This is a genomic window from Cupriavidus numazuensis, assembly GCF_905397435.1.
Taxonomy (GTDB): domain Bacteria; phylum Pseudomonadota; class Gammaproteobacteria; order Burkholderiales; family Burkholderiaceae; genus Cupriavidus; species Cupriavidus numazuensis.
This window is the reverse complement of sequence record NZ_CAJPVI010000079.1, coordinates 1-15,641: the sequence shown is the minus strand read 5'-3', so window position 1 is coordinate 15,641 and position 15,641 is coordinate 1. Positions and strand designations below refer to the sequence as shown.

Here is a 15,641-nt window from a genome sequence, read left to right as displayed (position 1 = left end):
CCACGGAGATGCCGATGACTGATGTGCAGCCGGTTCGCACCCAGTACCTGAGCGTAGGCGATGCTCGTCTTGCCTATGACGATGAAGGAGGTACTGGACCGCTGATTGTGGCCGTCCCTGGGATGGGCGACCTCAGATCGGAGTACCGCGCTTTGAGCCCCTACCTCACGCGCGCCGGTTACCGCGTCGTGACGATGGATGTGCGAGGGTTCGGAGAAACGTCCGCTATCTGGGGAGACTATTCCGCCAAGGCCGTCGGATGGGACATTGCTCGTCTCATCGAGCACCTTGATTCGGGTCCTGCTGTAGTCCTGGGCAATTCATTTGCCGCCGGTGCAGCGCTCTGGGCAGCCAGGGAACGGCCAGCCGAGGTGTCTGCAGTGGTGCTCCTAGGTCCTATCGTGCGAGACAGTCCCCCAAATTGGTTTGGCAAGCTTGCAATCAAGGCCGGATTCGCTGGCCCCTGGAGGGTCTGGTTTTGGATGACCTATTGGAACAGCTTGTTTTCATCGCGCCGCCCCGAAGATCATGGCTTGGCTCGGGAAGCATTGCGGGCAAACCTGAAGGAGAGCGGCAGAATGGACGCGCTTCGCATTATGGTCAGCCTCTCCAAATTGGAGACGGAAGGGATGCTCGGTCCAGGGCTGGCGAGAGCGCTTGTCGTCATGGGTACGCGTGACCCGGATTTCAAGGATCCAACTGCTGAGGCTGAGTGGCTTGCGCAAACGCTTGGATCCCAATGTTTGATGGTGCAAGATGCAGGGCATTATCCGCATCTGGAACGTGCGGACCTCGTTGGCTCGGCGATCATCGCATATCTCAACGAAATTGGGATCAGTCGCTTTGCGACTGCGAGTCCATGAACCCGGTTTTGAAAAGGAAGAGCAATGAAAATCGTTAGATCAAGAGAATTCCGTGCAGAGCGCGCGTGGGGGGCACTGGACATTGCACAAATGGAGGGCATTTCAGTCCGACTTCATTGGACCGACCAGCCGTACAAGTGGCACGTCAATGACGGACAGGAAGTTTTCGTCGTCGTGGATGGTGAAGTTGAAATGCGCTATCGAAGCAATGGAGAGGAAGACAAGGTGCTTCTCAAGCAAGGGGACATCTTCGTTGCAGAAATTGGTTGCGAGCACGTTGCTTTCCCCCAAAGCATCGCCCGCATATTGGTCGTGGAGAAAGCAGGGTCGGTCTGAGCACTATGAGGCGCGCTTGGCAAAGAGTCGATATCAAGCGGCTAAGGTACTCAGGCAAGCAGCGGACTTACCCGCTGCACCACATATTGCATAAAGGCATGGACCTTACGTGACTGCCGCCGATTTAGGGCATAGACGAAATGAATGCCAGCAGCCTGAAGGGTGCTGGCCAGCGGGTAGCAGGGCAGTAGTTGAACTAGTGATCCCGTCTCCAGTGCATCGCGTACGAGCCAGTAGGGAAGCAGGGCTATGCCGGTCCCCTCTAATGCAGCATCCAAAAGCACCTCGACGTCGTTGGCGATGAGAGTGCCAGAAGGGGTTATGTCCAGCACTTCTTCTGAGTCGGGCTTTGTGAAATTCCAGACCACGCGCTCTCCGGAGCGCCGATAACGCAAGCAGTTGAAGTGGAGGAGGTCGAGTGGTGAAGCCAGCTCGTCCGGGCGAACGTAGCTCGGACGGCAGACGAGTACCCGCCGGTACCGGCCGAGTGGCTGGCTTACTAAGCTGGAATCACCAAGGGTACCGATGCGGATTGCCACATCCGTGTCGGTTTCCGCAAGGTTGACATAGTCGTCGGTCAACGACAGCTCCAGCGTGATTCTTGGATACGCTGTAAGGAACTCTGGCACCAGCGGCGTAAGCAGCCGTTTGCCGAACACCCTGGGCGAACTGACTTTCAAGCGTCCACGCGGCTCATCGGCGAACGAGGCAATGCTTTCATTGAGGGCGTCGAGTTCTTCCAGAATGCTGTCAGCCTGCGCCTTGTATGCGATGCCGGCTTCGGTCAGGACTAGCCGGCGTGTGGTGCGCGTCAACAGCTTGACACCCAGGTGGTCTTCGAGTGCATCGACATTCCGCGATATGCTCGAAGGTGCGAGCCCGAGAAGCTCACCTGCGTCTGTGAAGCTCAACGTCATCGAAACCTTCTGAAATACGCGCATTGCCAGCAGCATGTCCATGACAGCGTCCCGGTTTTGTCCTCAGCAATGTGGGGCGAATAGAGATTCTACGCCGTCGGCGAACTTGTTTGGGTGAAACTCGATTACCTGGTACTGAGCAATTTGTTCGCGATAGAACGGGTCATCGGCCAGCACCAGATCGAGTTGCTCCCGGCTTAAGCCGCGGACCAGGATAACCCCACCGACGCGGGGCACCTGCGGGCCTGAGGCGACGAAGTGGCCTGCAGCATAGTGTTGATCAAGGTAATTGCGGTGCTCCTTCAAATGGGTTTCGATCACCTGAAGAGGTTGTAGGTAATGCAGCAGGACGACGAACATGATGGATTCCTTGAGAGATGCTGTGACCAGCGGAAGCTTAGACGGTCAAGACGATTTTGCCGAGAACCCGTCCGGACTCAAGCCAGTGATGCGCTTGTGCCGCCTGTTCGAGTGGCAATACTTGCTGAACGAGCGGGCGTACTTGGCCCTCTGCGGCGAGGCGCACAACTTGGTCTAGATCTTTTCTGCCGCTGCCTCGGGCTCCAAGGATTTCCAGCCGCTTGGTGAACACCGCTTTTAGGTCCAGGGTGGCTTCGATGCCCGTTGTCACTCCACCGAGGACGAGCCTGCCATCGGTTGCCAGCGATGCAAGAGAGTGCGCAAAGGTCGCGCTGGCCACATGTTCAAACGCGAGTTGAACGCCACGCCCGCCGGTCAATGCGAGCACAGTCCCGGGCATCTGTGCGTCGGGACGGATAACTACGTCGGCTCCGCAGTCACGCAAGGCGCCATCGCGGCTCGCGTCACGATTGACGGCGATGACTCGCGCTCCAATCAGATGGGCGAGTTCGATGGCGGCATATCCCAAGCCGCCGTTTGCTCCGAGAACGAGTACCCATTCGCCCGCCGCGAGGCGGCCCCGCCGGAGCATGCTTGCCGCCGTTGCGTAAGTGAGGCCGAAGCTCGCGCCGGTAACGAAGTCGAGCTGCTCTGGCAATGGCACGGCGTTGCGTGCAGGAATCCGGACATATTCCGCATAGCCGCCGTCAATTGTTGATCCAATGGTGCCGAAATTGGCGCAAAGATTGTCATCGCCTCGCCGGCAGTGCTGGCACTCACCACATGAGAGGATGGGTGCGGCGAAGATCCGTTCTCCGATTCTGTTGCCGGTGACATTGCTGCCCACCGCAACGATGTCACCGGAGAAATCCGTGCCCGGGATGCGGGGCAGCGGTACCTGAAATACCCTACCTTCGCGAAGGAGAATATCCAGGCGATTTACGCCAGCAGCGCGGACTCGCACCAAGACATCGTCGGGTCCAGGATTGGGCATGGCAAAGTCGCCGATGGACAGAGATTCGGCTGCACCATAGGTCTCGATCGAAACCGCTTTCATAAAAAATTGCTCCACAGGTTGTGTTAACAGGAGGGTCACTATAAGGACGATCCCAACGTGGATACAGGCGGCCCTGCGGAGATGAGTTTTCGGCGTTGCGCAAAACCGGCCGTTGGTTCCAATGCTCGACGCGTTCGGCCGCTGCGACCTTCCGGCGCAACCCCGTAAAGCTGACATTCGGATGACTTGATTATTGAATGAACGTTCAATATAATATGAGGCCGTAGGCGAGACGCTCCTGCCATTGAAACGATTTCGGGCAGACTCGGCGGGGAGCCGCACTAGAATTGTTCGACATGTCTTGAAGAGGCCCGGGATTGCCGATGACTAATGCAACGACAGCCAAGCGCGAACGGGCCCGTGCTGTCCGGCTGAGCGAGAGTAAGCGTGGACGTCAAATTCTTGACGCTGCAGGGCGACTCTTTGCTGAGAAGGGCTATGAGGCCACCTCGATGGAGGACATCGCGGACGCCGTGGGCGTCCTGAAAGGCGGCCTCTACTACTACATCGACACCAAGGAAACCCTCCTTTTTCAGATTATCCTTGAGGCGCATGACAGTCTCGTCGACCGCTTCGAGGTTTATGCGCAGGTTAAAGGAAATGCGCTAGACAAGCTCCATGCCTTCATCGAAGGGCACATGAGGATGAATGTCACCAATCTTTTTCTAGGTGCCAATTTCTACCTGAATAACTCCGCGCTCAGTACAGAACATCGGGAAATCATCATGGAGCGTCGTCGGCGCTTTGACAATTTCCTGCGACGACTGATGCTCGACGGGAAGGCCGAAGGTACAGTCCGGCAAGAGGTGGACGAGAAGCTCGCGGCGATCGGAATACTCACCTCGCTGAATTCGGCATATCTGTGGTTCCGACCCGAGCGCGGGAACGTCGATTACGTTGCTCAGCAGTTTGCGGACCTGTTCGTTCAGGGCCTGGCCGTCTCAGGAGCAAGGGACGTAGCACGCTAGCCACGCCTGCAGGTCTTTTCCCCGAAAATAGGTGTCAGTGTGCGATGTGACCTCGCGGCCCCAGGGTGCATATTGGGTCGTCATGCCGGCATCCGCGCCACGAGCCAATCGATCAGCACGCGTACCTTCGGCGGGAGGAAACGATTCGGTGGATATAGAAGCCAGACGGGGCCGCTGTAGGCGCGCGGCTCGAACGACCACTCGGGGAGTACCTCCACCAGTGTTCCATGCTGCAGCGCCTCCGTTGCCGCAAATTCCGGCAGGCTCGCGACACCCCAATGTTGAAGCGCGGCGTCCAGCCTGGCGCTGACATCGTTGGCGACATACCGCCCTCTGACTTCTACGGTCTGTGTCTCCGCTTGCCGCCTGAAGACCCACAAATTGTCGTCGGCGGAATCGCCGAGGTACAAGCAGTCGTGCCCTGAGAGTTCGCTCGGATGTGTCGGAGTACCGCGAGCCTGGAGATAGTCCGGCGACGCGCACGGCATCCAGCGGACCTTGCCTAGCCGTCTCGCCGCCAGCCCCTGCGGGGGCGTTGAAGTAGGGCGGATCACCAAATCGACGTTGCTGCGTAGCGGATCCATGTCTTGGTCGGCGAAGACCAATTGCACTTGGATATGTTCGTACTCGCGAAGAAATCCCGGAATTAGCGGATGAATCACGCTTAGCGCGAATGAGATCGGCGCGCTAATGCGCACGCGCCCGCGAGGCTGGCTAGACATGAGTCCGGCTGTATCCACGGCATTCACCGCTGCTTCGACCAAGGCCTGGCAGTGTCGATAGACTTGGTCGCCGGATTCTGTCAAGCGGATACTGCGCGTCGAGCGTTCGAGCAGGCGCGTCCCAAGCGCACGCTCCAGGCGCTGTATCTGCCGACTGACTGTTGATGGAGCGGTGCCCAGCTGCTTCGCCGCAGTCGAAAAGTTGCCCGCCTCCACGACGCGGGCAAAAGTCGCGAGATCGGGCAGGAGGCTGATGAGTTCGGAGTGATCCACTGGCGGCGACATCATGTCAGGGGCAATCTGTGCACCCGACGCATAAAAGATATTCTCGATCCATGGATTATCGCTACGGATGCATGGCTGGACAATGCTCACATTGATCGTGGGATCCCCAAATGAATGCGTCTGTCCGTACATCGGCTTTGGCCGACCTGCTGTTGCTCGTTGTTGCGCTGATCTGGGGAACCAGCTACGGCGTGGTCAAGAACGCGTTGCTCGTCTATCCAGTGCTTGGCCTACTCGCACTGCGCTTCGGCATCACATTCTTCGTACTTCTGCCTGCATTGCGCGGCCTTATCCACTTGCGACGCAGGGATTGGGCTGCCGTGACTGCAGTCGGACTGATCTTGCTTGGGATTTTCTTGGCGGAGACGATCGGCGTTTCGCTCACCAGCGCTTCGAATGCAGCATTCCTGATCAGTCTATGCGTCGTGGCGACACCACTGGTGGAATGGGCATGGCTGAAGCGCGCCCCGCGGCCATTGGAATGGGCGGCCGGCGCGATATCCCTGCTGGGGGCGTTCCTTCTCGGAGGCGGCGCGTTTGTTTTCTCATGGGGCGATGCACTGATACTCCTTGCTGCACTGCTACGCGCCGTGAATGTCTGCGCTACCAAGCGGGTCATGCGGGACCGCAACTTGTCGCCACTAATGGTGACCTCAGTACAGGCGGGCGTCGTTTCCTTTGGGTGTATCGCGCTGATGCTCGCCATTTCGCCCGAACAGTTGCAGCCCTTGCCGAGTCTCACCGGGCACAGCATCTTTTGGGGAAGCCTGCTTTATCTGGTGACCGGCTGCACACTTTTGGCCTTCTTCGTACAAAACTATGCTGTCAACCAAAGCAGTCCCACACGAGTCGCGCTACTGATGGGGAGCGAGCCCGTGTTCGGCGCAATATTTGCCAGCCTATGGCTTGGCGAGCGGCTGTCGGTGCTCGGATGGGTCGGGGGCGGACTTATTGTGGCTGCGTCGTTACTAGCGACGGTGGGTAGCAGGGATGCTCCCAAGAGCGAACTCAGGCCTAGAACCAAGGCTGCTGTGCAGCCTGATGCCGGATCGACGCGGGCGTAGCTTTCCTGTTTGTTTTTTCAGCCACCCGCAGGCATCGCACCCGGCCCTTGGCACATAGAGCAAGGTTTCAGACGAATATGCGGGGCCAGGCATGATTGCGTGACCCATACGGGACGGGTGCCGTCACGGTACTGGAGTCTGCCCTCGACTCGCTGACCTAGCACTGGCGGCGCTACGATCACCGACGTTGCACTCTTCCTGCGTTTCGCCGCGTCTCCGGGTTAACGCTCTCCTTTCCCTCCTTGATTTTTGAATGGTTGTTCAGTAGATTTCCTTTTGTTTTGAACGACCATTCAGTAGAAGAAGGAAGGAAATGTCAAACACTGCATATGCGCGGGACGAATGGTTGCTGCCGGCCGTCCTCCATGGTGAATCGGAAGCGGAGCCTCTCGACTTCCTGGCTCTTCAGACGCTGCTCACTGCCGAGGAGCGGAATGTTCAGGCGGCAACCCGTAAATTCGCGGAGACAACGCTCGCCCCGGAGATCAAGCGCTGGTTCAGCGGCCGTCCGCCTCTACGCGAACTCGCGGCGGAGTTTGGTCGCCAAGGGCTCTTTGGCACCATGATCGGATCCGGCGTCACCAAGCCTGCTGCTGTTGCCTTTGGGCTCAGGATGTTGGAACTCGAAGCGCTTGACACCTCATTCCGCCAGCTCGTTTCCACACAGGACAACCTGGTGATGTTCACCCTTGCTCGGTATGGCTCCGACGAGCAGTGCGCTGAGTGGCTTCCGCAACTGCGGTCAGGCGAAGCTCTGGGATGCTTCGGCATGACAGAGCCTTCGGCTGGAAGTGATCCGGCGGCCATGCGTACCGTCGCACGTCGTGACGGCGATGACTGGGTGATCACGGGCAGCAAGCGCTGGATTACGAATGGGGTTGACGCCGACATTGCAATTGTGTGGGCGAAGACCGAAGACGGCATGCGCGGCTTCCTGGTACCAACCAGGCTGAAAGGCTTCAGTGCGGCCGATATCAACGACAAAGTCTCAATGCGGCATTCGTCGTCCGCCCAACTTGAGCTCCAGGATGTTCGGGTGCCGTCGTCGGCGATGTTGCCGCATGCGAAGGGCGTGCATGCTCCTCTTTCCTGCACCAGCGAGGCTCGCTACGGCATCTTATGGGGTGCGGTGGGCGCAGCGCGCGCCTGCTACGACGCTGCGCTGCACCGGGCGCTCGATCGGATGCAATTCGGCAATCCGCTCGCTGCGTTTCAGCTTACCCAGCAGCGCCTTGTGGCGATGTGTTCAAAGGTCAATGCAGCAGGCCTGCTGGCAATCCACCTTGGCAGGCTCCGCGAAGCCGGGTGTGCAACTGCCGCTCAACTGAGCCTTGGCAAGCTTGAAAACGTGAGGGCTGCCCTCGAGGTTGCTCGTGACGCCCGTGCATTGCACGGGGGCGATGGGGTAACTCTGACTCACTCGCCCATCCGGCATCTGCTCAATCTCGAGGCCGTGTCGACCTACGAAGGAACCCACGAAATTCACACCCTCGCAGTGGGTCGGGCGCTAACCGGAATCTCCGCATTCCGCTAGTCCAGTTGATCCGCTGAAAGCGGATTCCATAGCGAGCTATTGCGATTATTACGCGGCGCCGGGTATGTCTGTGCCGCGGGAGACACAACGCCTCGTACTTCACGGCGAGGCGTCCAACAACTAACAGGGCGCATTGAAATGGCCATGAATCGCAGACAAGTCGTTAAAGCCTTAACTGCCACGGGCTTGGGTGTGGCGGGACAGACGTGGATGAGCAGCCTGGTTCGTGCTGGCTCGACTTCACCAATACGGATCGGTCTGATCTCCTCACTATCCGGCGCGCAGGCGCCCCTCGGTCAGCCAATGCTCCTTGGCGCGCAAATCGCGGTGGATCAAGTCAACAAAGCGGGAGGAGTGAATGGCCGGATGCTCGAGCTTGTCATTCGCGATGACAAGGCCAAGCCTTCTGATGCAGCAGTTGCCGCGCGCGAACTGGCCGGTGACGGCGTGAATCTGATGATGGGGGCGGTATCAAGCTCGGTTGCCCTCGCGATAACGCCGCTGCTTGAACAGTCGGGGGGGATCTTCATCAGTTGCGCGGCACAGTCCGACAAGCTGACGAAAGAGAACTTCGTCCGGAACTATTTTCGCGTCACGGACAACCCCTACATGCGGCAGCGAGCCCTGGCGAAGATGGCAGCCCAGCGCTATCCGGCGGTCATTGCATGGAGCGGGATCATTCCTGACCACGAGTATGGCCGCAGCAGTTGGGGATGCTTTGAAAACGGCATTCGCGAATACTATCCGTCGATTGCTCGCCAGAAGCCCGTGGTGACAAGTCCCGTGAGGACGCAATACGGCGCACCCGATTACCGCACGGGAATCACGGCTGCCGTCGCCAACCCGGCACAAGGATTTCTCATTTCCGTCTACGGCGGAGATGCCGTCACGCTATACAAACAGGCGGAGCCCTACGGCTTCTTCCGGAAGGCCAAGCTGATTATCGATTCTGCCAATGAGTTTGTCGTCGCCAAGACGATGAAGCAGGCGCTGCCCGATATGTGGGTGGGATGTCATTGGTACGCCGGGGCGTTTGAGGACGTCGCCACGAGCCGCGCTTTGCAAGCCGAAGCATTCCGGCGTACCAACGACAGGTTTACGCTCGGCTACGTTGCCGAGGGCCACGCCGGCGTGATGGCGTATGTGGCCGCGGTCCAGGCTGCGGGGGGGACTGAGACGCAGGCCGTTGTCCGAGCGCTCGAATCGGTAACGTTCGAATCTGCCACGGGAGCCCGCAGGTTCCGGAAGGAAGATCACCAGGCGATCAAGCCGGTCGTCATGTATCGGCTGCGCGGGTCTGCGCGAACGACGGAAGGATTTGAAGTCGTCGATGCGATCCGTATCCCGGGAAGCGATGTCATCGACCCGCCGACGCCCGGGAAGCCGCTGGTCCTCGCAACTCTGTAGAGGGAGTGGACAGACCATGGAACAGTATGTTCTTGTTGCATTCAACGGTGTCTCCTGGGCAATGACGGTCTTCCTGGTTGCAGCCGGGCTGACACTTGTGTTTGGCATCCTCCACGTCCTCAACTTCGCACATGGGGGATTCGTTATGCTGGGATCGTACCTCGCGTATTCGATCCTGGCGGTAACTGGCGAGTCGTCGCTCGCTCTGTTCATGGGGGTCTCACTGCTGAGCGCGCTCGCGCTGGGGCTGATGGGAGCGTTCTTCGACCGCTTGGTCTTGCGCAGGCTTCGTGTTGTCAGCGAGTCGTATTCACTGATCGCGACTTATGCAGTGCTACTGCTCTGCGAGGGATTGGTGAAGCTGTGCTGGGGAGAGGACTTCCGCAGCACACCGCCGCCGGCCGAACTGACTGGTGCGCTCACGCTCTCCGGCGTCCCCTTTCCCAGCTTCGTGATCTTCATCATCGTGTGCGGCCTCGTGACGTTTGCCGTGCTCGACTGCATCAGCAATCGCACGACATTGGGAAAGACTGTGATGTCGGTTGCCAAGGATCCGTGGATGGCTTCGCTGCTCGGTATCAATGTGGGAATCGTGCTGACCGGGACGGTCGTAGTCGGTGTCGCCCTGGCCGGCCTCGCTGGCGGACTATTGTCCGTGAATCAGAGTCTGTCACCCGGTATGGGTAGCGCGCTGATCATCCAGGCATTTGGCGTAATCATCGTCGGTGGCATGGGCAACGTCAGAGGGGCATTCTTGGCCTCGCTACTGTTGGGCCTTATGACTGCACTCGGTGACAACCTTCTGCCGGATATTCCCGGGCTGTTTTTCTACGTTGCTTTGGTAACCATACTGTTGTGGCGTCCGAAGGGACTGCTGAAAGGACTGCACTGATGAAAGAAGCTGCAATTCAAACGAGTACCAAGCGCAACCCATCGCAGGGAAATTCTCTCCCTGATGCAGGAATCGCGCTGTGCATGCTCGTTGCCTTCGCGCTCGTCCCGGCCCTGCAGGACAAAGGCATCACGTACCTGGCGGCTGTTACGATGATTCACGTCTTGTTCTCGCTGGCGCTGAATGTTGTGTTCGGTCAGACGGGGATGGTCAGCTTCGGCCACGCAGCCTATTTTGCTGCTGGTGCCTACACGACCGGCTTCCTGTTACAGCAATTCAGCGGCCTGTCGTTCGCGCCTGCATGGATAGCCTCGGGCATCATAGGGGCATGCCTTGCTGCAGCTGTCGGGGTTGTCGCACTTCGGCGTGCAAGTGGAATTCACTTCGCGATTCTCACGCTTGCCTTAGCAGAACTGCTGCACGTACTTATCAGCAAGTCGAGCTTTCTTGGCCGGGACGATGGCCTGACAGGCATCAGGAGGCCCGTCTTCGATCTGGGGTTCGTCAGTGTCGATCTCGCGAGCGGAAACCATCTGTACTACGCCACGCTATTCATCAGCATCGCGTTGACAGCGCTCCTCTGGGTATTCTGGCACAACCGGCTAGGGAGGTTGCTGGCTGCCCTCCGGCAGGATGAGTTGCGCGTACGGTTCTTCGGCGCCAACGTGAACGGACTGCGGATGGTGGCATTGGTCATAAGCGGCGCGGTGTCCGGACTTGCAGGAGGGCTGTATGCCCCGACCGCCCAGATGCTTACCCCAGAACTCGCGCATTGGAGCTATTCGGCGCTGCCTATCCTGATGTGCCTCGTGGGCGGAACGTCGTCGTTCTGGGGACCGGCTGTGGGCGCGATCCTATTCCTTTCTATCGAGCACCTCACGAGAAACGTCATAGGGCTTTCGGAAATGATCATTGGTCTCACACTCCTGGGGGTCGTACTGGCATTTCCCGGCGGTCTCCTCGGCAGGCTCAAAGCAAGTGGAGGTTCGCATGGTTGAAGAAGCACTGGTGGCAGATCACCAAGTCCAATTCTGCTCCGACCCGGGCTGGCCGCGCGACAGCATTGTCGCAGCCAAGGGACTATACAAGTCCTATGGTGCGATCCACGTCCTCAAAGGGGTATCGCTTGATATCCATCGCGGAGAGACCCACGCGGTAATCGGACCCAACGGGGCCGGTAAAACGACCCTGTTCAAGGTATTGAGCGGCGAGATTCTGGCCGATGCGGGGGAGGTGCTATTGAACGGAAGTTCGGTGGCCCAGCTGGACGGCTACAAGCGGGCTCGACTCGGGGTAGGGCGGACATTCCAGGTTGCTCGAGTGTTTTCCGAACTCACCGCACTGGAAAATGTGTCGCTTGCCATCGAGTCACGCACCGCTGGCGCAGGCCTGCGCGGACTCGTGAACGTGGATATCCGGCTGCCAGCCTGCGTTGCGACCGAAGCCGCGAGAATACTCGCGGATGTGGGCATGGCGTCGAAGCGGCATGAGCAGGCTGGTCTCCTGGCTTACGGTGACCGCAAACAACTCGAGCTTGCGATGTGTCTCAGCCTGAGACCAAGGGTCATGTTCCTGGATGAGCCCATGGCAGGTATGTCCCCGGGTGATCGCGCTGCGGCGGTCGTGCTTATCCGGCGTCTGTCACAGGAATTTGGCATCTCCGTCTTGCTCACTGAGCACGATATGGACGTTGTCTTTGCACTTGCGGATCGGATCACAGTCATGAACTACGGCGAGGTGATTGCCTCCGGAACGCCGGACATGATCCGCTCCAGCGCGACCGTACGTGAGGTATATCTCGGCGAGGAGGACCGGAATGCTCGAAATTGATGGCCTCGATGCCCGATACGGCGATAGTCAGGTCCTCTATGGCGTCAGCCTGCATGTCGCCAAGGGCCAGGGGGTAGCGCTGCTGGGCCGCAATGGGGCCGGCAAGACCACGCTGCTGAAGAGCATTGCCGGGGGTGGGCCAAAGGCAAACGGCACGGCAAGACTGCGCTCTGCCGATCTGCTGCCACTACCAACGCACCGGCGCGCCCGACTCGGATTGGCGTTGGTGCCGGAAGAGCGCGGCATCTTCGCCCACATGACTGTCGAGGAGAACCTTTTGCTTGCCAGGCATGCGTGCGCACCGCCAAGGGAGTCTCTCAGACTCGGACAACTGTACGACTTGTTTCCGGAACTCTTCAAGCTCCGCGCACGAATGGGAAACCAGCTCAGCGGTGGCCAGCAGCAGATTCTGGCCGTCGCGCGCGGCCTGATGTCGAGCCCTGACTGTCTGCTACTCGATGAACCTACCGAGGGCGTGGCGCCGCTGTTGGTGCAGGAAATGGCGACACAGATCAACAAGGCTATCAACGCCCGTGGAACCGCTCTGCTGTTGACTGAACAGTGCATCTGGTTCTCAAGAGCCTGCACCGAGTATGTCTACGTGGTGGATTCGGGAAGGATCGTCTTCTCCGGTAGCTGGGGTGAGTTCGACAGGCAGCCGGAAATCGTGACTCGATACCTTGCAATATAAGAGGAAAAGCATATGAAGCGTGATATTGGTGGGTGGTCGACACGACTGTCCGATGAAATGATTCGGCAGTATGGCGATAGTGGGCAATGGAGTGGAGTGACCCTGGGCATTGCGGCGAGAGAGCGTGCGGCGGAGATTCCCGACAGCATCGCCGTCATAGACGAAAGCGGAGCGTCAACCTTTGGCGAGCTCTATCAGGACGGCCTGAAGCTTGCCGCCGCGCTGCGGAAACGAGGGCTAGTCCCTGGCGATGTCGTCAGTTTTCAGTTGCCTAACTGGCGAGAGACAATGATCATCAATCTCGCGGCAAGTCTGGGCGGTTATGTCTGTAATCCCATCGTTCCGATCTACAGGGATGCCGAAGTTCGCTATATCCTGAAGAACGCACGTTCGCGTATCTTGTTCATGCCGCCGTCCTTCCGCAGCATCGACTACTTGGAAATGGCGCTTCGTCTGAAGCCAGAGTTGCCTGACCTGTTGGAGGTCGTGCTGGTGCGTGGGTCCGCAAACGGCTTCCAGAACTTCAGTGAGTTCTTGGATACCTGCGATGAAGCCGATCGCTTGCCCGAAGTCGACGCCAATGCTGTGAAGCTACTGCTATACACCTCAGGCACAACGGGAAATCCGAAGGGCGTTCTCCACAGCCATAACACGATCAGGGCCGAAGTCGAAGCGGCTATCGCGTTCTGGGAAATACGTGGCGACGATGTCGTGTTGATGCCTTCGCCGGTGACCCACATCACCGGCTATCTGTATGCGCTCGAGATGGCCTTCGCCGCAGGTGTAAAGGCAGTCTTCATGGAACGGTGGAATGCTGCCGAAGCCGTTCGGCTGATCCTTGAGCAGAAGGCCACCGTTAGTGTAGGTGCAACGCCATTCCTTACGGAGTTGGTCAGCGAAGTCGAAAGTCAGGGTGCGAATCTGGCGGGCTTCCGGCTATACGCCAGTGGTGGCGCTCCGGTGCCACCGGAGATCGTCTACCGGGCAGCAAGGGTGATGCCGGACTGCGTGACGTTCCGCATCTACGGAAGCAGTGAGGCGCCCACGATATCTCTGGGCGTGCGCGCCACCGATCCGCTGGACGCCGCGGCTACCACGGACGGGATGGTCTACAACAACGACGTACGCATTGTGGACCCAGAGTCCGGACAGATCTTGCCGGTCGGCTATGAGGGAGAGATTGTAGCGAGGGGGCCTGAAGTCATGTTGGGTTACACAAGCCTGGACAGCACAGTGGACTCCTTCGATGCAGACGGCTTCTTCCGGACCGGCGATCTCGGTCATGTCAGCGAATCAGGATTCCTGACAGTCACCGGACGAAAGAAGGACCTGATCATCCGGGGGGGAGAGAACATCAGTCCGAAGGAAGTGGAAGACGTTCTACATACCCATCCTGATATTGTGGAAGCTGCCGTTGTCGCTATGCCTCACCCCAGGCTCGGTGAAACGCCCTGTGCGTTTGTAGTGGCAAAGATCGGGGCCGCTCCGATATTGACAGATCTGATTGAGTTCCTGGAACGCGCCGGGCTAGCCAGGCAGAAGTTCCCAGAACGTCTGTTCGTGATTGACGTTCTACCACGCACTGCGTCTGGCAAGGTGCTCAAAACAGAACTGAGGGAGAGATGCCGCGAGGCGAGCGCGTGAAGGGAAAGGGCACCGCCTGAGATGGCCGGAAGCGAGGCGCGCCCGATGGACCTGTTTGACACCACCGATGCAACCGCATTCTGCTTCAAGCGCGGAGTATTCCGCTCTTGCTCGTGCCGTGTCGCGCCGCTTCTCTGCCAGTACTCCGAGATGGACGGACGCTGCGGAGCGGCGTGCGCGAGTTGGTAGAAGCATCATTCGTTTTCCGTAGGTAGCGAGTAATAGATTGAAAAATTTGCCTAAACTCAGCTTTAAGCAGCGGCTCTGGATTCCGCTGGCCATTACATGGGTTCTTATGATCGCGATGATGGTGACTGAAGCATTTAGTGCCAGGGAAGCAGAATTCGCGGCTCGATCAAGAGAATTTAGAAGCGTCACGGAGAGCGCGTTTGGTATCCTCAATGATTATGAGAGACGAATCAGGGAGAACCTAATCAGTCGGGAAGATGCGCAAAATCAAGCTAAGGACAGGATCCGCGCGGTTCGGTTTGGGACAGATGGATATGTCGCCATTCTTAACTTCGAAAACGTGGTTATCATGCATCCTATCAAGCCTGAATTGGAAGGGAAGAACATGACTGGAGTCAGAGACCAGGCAGGCAACCCTCTCTATGATGCTGTAACAAGCATTGCTCGTAGCGAAGTTGGAGAGGGTGAGCTAAGTTACCTTTGGGAAAAACCAGGAACGGAAGAGCTAGTACTAAAAACCAACTACACCAAGGGATTCAAAAAATGGGGTTGGGCGTTGACAGTTGGTGGGTTCGTAGACGACATTGAGCGAGATTTCAGAAGGAGACTTGCGAAGTCTGTAATCTTGCTGCTTGTCATTGGTCTCATTGCAACATTTCTGATCGCATGGTTGGTGAAAGGAATCTATCGGGAGTTGGGCGGAGAGCCGGCTTATGCGAAGGACATAGCGCGTAGCATTTCTGCGGGCGATTTCCGCAATGCGGTTAAACTCATACCTTTATACATAAGTCAGCCGAGCCCATCCCGTAGCGCGCGCAGCGTTTCAGCAGCGGAGAGTACACGATCGAGTCCGCGCCAGATTGTCTTGGCACCGGGTTCGCC

16 protein-coding genes and 1 pseudogene are annotated in these 15,641 nt (G+C 58.3%); 13 read left to right on the top strand and 4 right to left on the bottom strand.

Going from position 1 to position 15,641, the window contains the following annotated elements:
* Positions 1 to 14: 14 nt before the first annotated feature.
* A complete protein-coding gene (locus KHO41_RS37035; RefSeq protein ID WP_211958201.1) occupies positions 15 to 863 on the top strand; it encodes an alpha/beta fold hydrolase in 849 nt (282 codons plus the stop codon).
* A gap of 24 nt (positions 864 to 887) precedes the next feature.
* Positions 888 to 1,199 (top strand): cupin domain-containing protein, encoded by a 312-nt coding sequence (locus tag KHO41_RS37030; protein ID WP_211958200.1) that lies wholly within the window; start codon positions 888 to 890, stop codon positions 1,197 to 1,199.
* Between the two features lie 50 nt (positions 1,200 to 1,249).
* Here the strand turns inward: KHO41_RS37030 and KHO41_RS37025 are convergent, their stop codons facing one another.
* The 3 genes from KHO41_RS37025 to KHO41_RS37015 are packed head-to-tail and all read right to left on the bottom strand — an operon-like array spanning position 1,250 to position 3,533.
* Positions 1,250 to 2,158 (bottom strand): LysR family transcriptional regulator, encoded by a 909-nt coding sequence (locus KHO41_RS37025; RefSeq protein WP_211958199.1) that lies wholly within the window; start codon positions 2,156 to 2,158, stop codon positions 1,250 to 1,252.
* Between the two features lie 21 nt (positions 2,159 to 2,179).
* A complete protein-coding gene (locus KHO41_RS37020; protein ID WP_211958198.1) occupies positions 2,180 to 2,476 on the bottom strand; it encodes a YciI family protein in 297 nt (98 codons plus the stop codon).
* Positions 2,477 to 2,513: 37 nt separating this feature from the next.
* Positions 2,514 to 3,533: an alcohol dehydrogenase catalytic domain-containing protein gene (locus tag KHO41_RS37015; RefSeq protein WP_211958197.1), complete on the bottom strand. Its 1,020-nt coding sequence runs from the start codon at positions 3,531 to 3,533 to the stop codon at positions 2,514 to 2,516.
* Between the two features lie 323 nt (positions 3,534 to 3,856).
* On the opposite strand from KHO41_RS37015, the gene KHO41_RS37010 reads away from it, so the two are divergent.
* Complete coding sequence (locus KHO41_RS37010; protein ID WP_211958196.1) at positions 3,857 to 4,501, top strand: TetR/AcrR family transcriptional regulator; 645 nt, start codon at positions 3,857 to 3,859, stop codon at positions 4,499 to 4,501.
* An 80-nt stretch (positions 4,502 to 4,581) separates the two neighbouring features.
* Here the strand turns inward: KHO41_RS37010 and KHO41_RS37005 are convergent, their stop codons facing one another.
* Positions 4,582 to 5,508, bottom strand: coding sequence for a LysR family transcriptional regulator (locus KHO41_RS37005; protein ID WP_376989961.1), 927 nt, complete (start codon positions 5,506 to 5,508; stop codon positions 4,582 to 4,584).
* A 110-nt stretch (positions 5,509 to 5,618) separates the two neighbouring features.
* Here KHO41_RS37005 and KHO41_RS37000 point away from each other — a divergent pair, with 110 nt between their 5' ends.
* The 10 genes and pseudogenes from KHO41_RS37000 to KHO41_RS36960 form a co-directional block, all read left to right on the top strand.
* The gene (locus tag KHO41_RS37000; RefSeq protein ID WP_211958195.1) at positions 5,619 to 6,572 is read left to right on the top strand and encodes a DMT family transporter; all 954 of its coding nucleotides are present in this window, start codon (positions 5,619 to 5,621) and stop codon (positions 6,570 to 6,572) included.
* Positions 6,573 to 6,885: 313 nt separating this feature from the next.
* Positions 6,886 to 8,106, top strand: coding sequence for an acyl-CoA dehydrogenase family protein (locus tag KHO41_RS36995; RefSeq protein WP_211958194.1), 1,221 nt, complete (start codon positions 6,886 to 6,888; stop codon positions 8,104 to 8,106).
* A 210-nt stretch (positions 8,107 to 8,316) separates the two neighbouring features.
* The gene (locus KHO41_RS36990) at positions 8,317 to 9,513 is read left to right on the top strand and encodes an ABC transporter substrate-binding protein (protein ID WP_211958193.1); all 1,197 of its coding nucleotides are present in this window, start codon (positions 8,317 to 8,319) and stop codon (positions 9,511 to 9,513) included.
* Positions 9,514 to 9,529: 16 nt separating this feature from the next.
* A complete protein-coding gene (locus KHO41_RS36985; RefSeq protein WP_211958192.1) occupies positions 9,530 to 10,405 on the top strand; it encodes a branched-chain amino acid ABC transporter permease in 876 nt (291 codons plus the stop codon).
* Positions 10,405 to 11,403, top strand: a complete 999-nt coding sequence (locus tag KHO41_RS36980; RefSeq protein WP_211958191.1) for a branched-chain amino acid ABC transporter permease — start codon at positions 10,405 to 10,407, stop codon at positions 11,401 to 11,403. Before KHO41_RS36985 ends, KHO41_RS36980 begins: the two co-directional genes overlap by 1 nt.
* Positions 11,404 to 11,527: 124 nt before the next feature.
* A pseudogene (locus tag KHO41_RS42030) lies at positions 11,528 to 11,983 on the top strand (ATP-binding cassette domain-containing protein); the annotation flags it as partial.
* Complete coding sequence (locus KHO41_RS42025; protein ID WP_407065400.1) at positions 11,972 to 12,235, top strand: ABC transporter ATP-binding protein C-terminal domain-containing protein; 264 nt, start codon at positions 11,972 to 11,974, stop codon at positions 12,233 to 12,235. The pseudogene KHO41_RS42030 and the gene KHO41_RS42025, both read left to right, overlap by 12 nt.
* A complete protein-coding gene (locus KHO41_RS36970) occupies positions 12,222 to 12,926 on the top strand; it encodes an ABC transporter ATP-binding protein (RefSeq protein WP_211958189.1) in 705 nt (234 codons plus the stop codon). Before KHO41_RS42025 ends, KHO41_RS36970 begins: the two co-directional genes overlap by 14 nt.
* Before the next feature lie 12 nt (positions 12,927 to 12,938).
* Entirely contained in the window at positions 12,939 to 14,570 is a 1,632-nt protein-coding gene (locus KHO41_RS36965) for an AMP-binding protein (RefSeq protein ID WP_211958188.1), read from the top strand.
* A 226-nt stretch (positions 14,571 to 14,796) separates the two neighbouring features.
* A partial coding sequence (locus KHO41_RS36960; protein ID WP_211958187.1) for a cache domain-containing protein occupies positions 14,797 to 15,641 on the top strand: 845 nt, incomplete at its 3' end.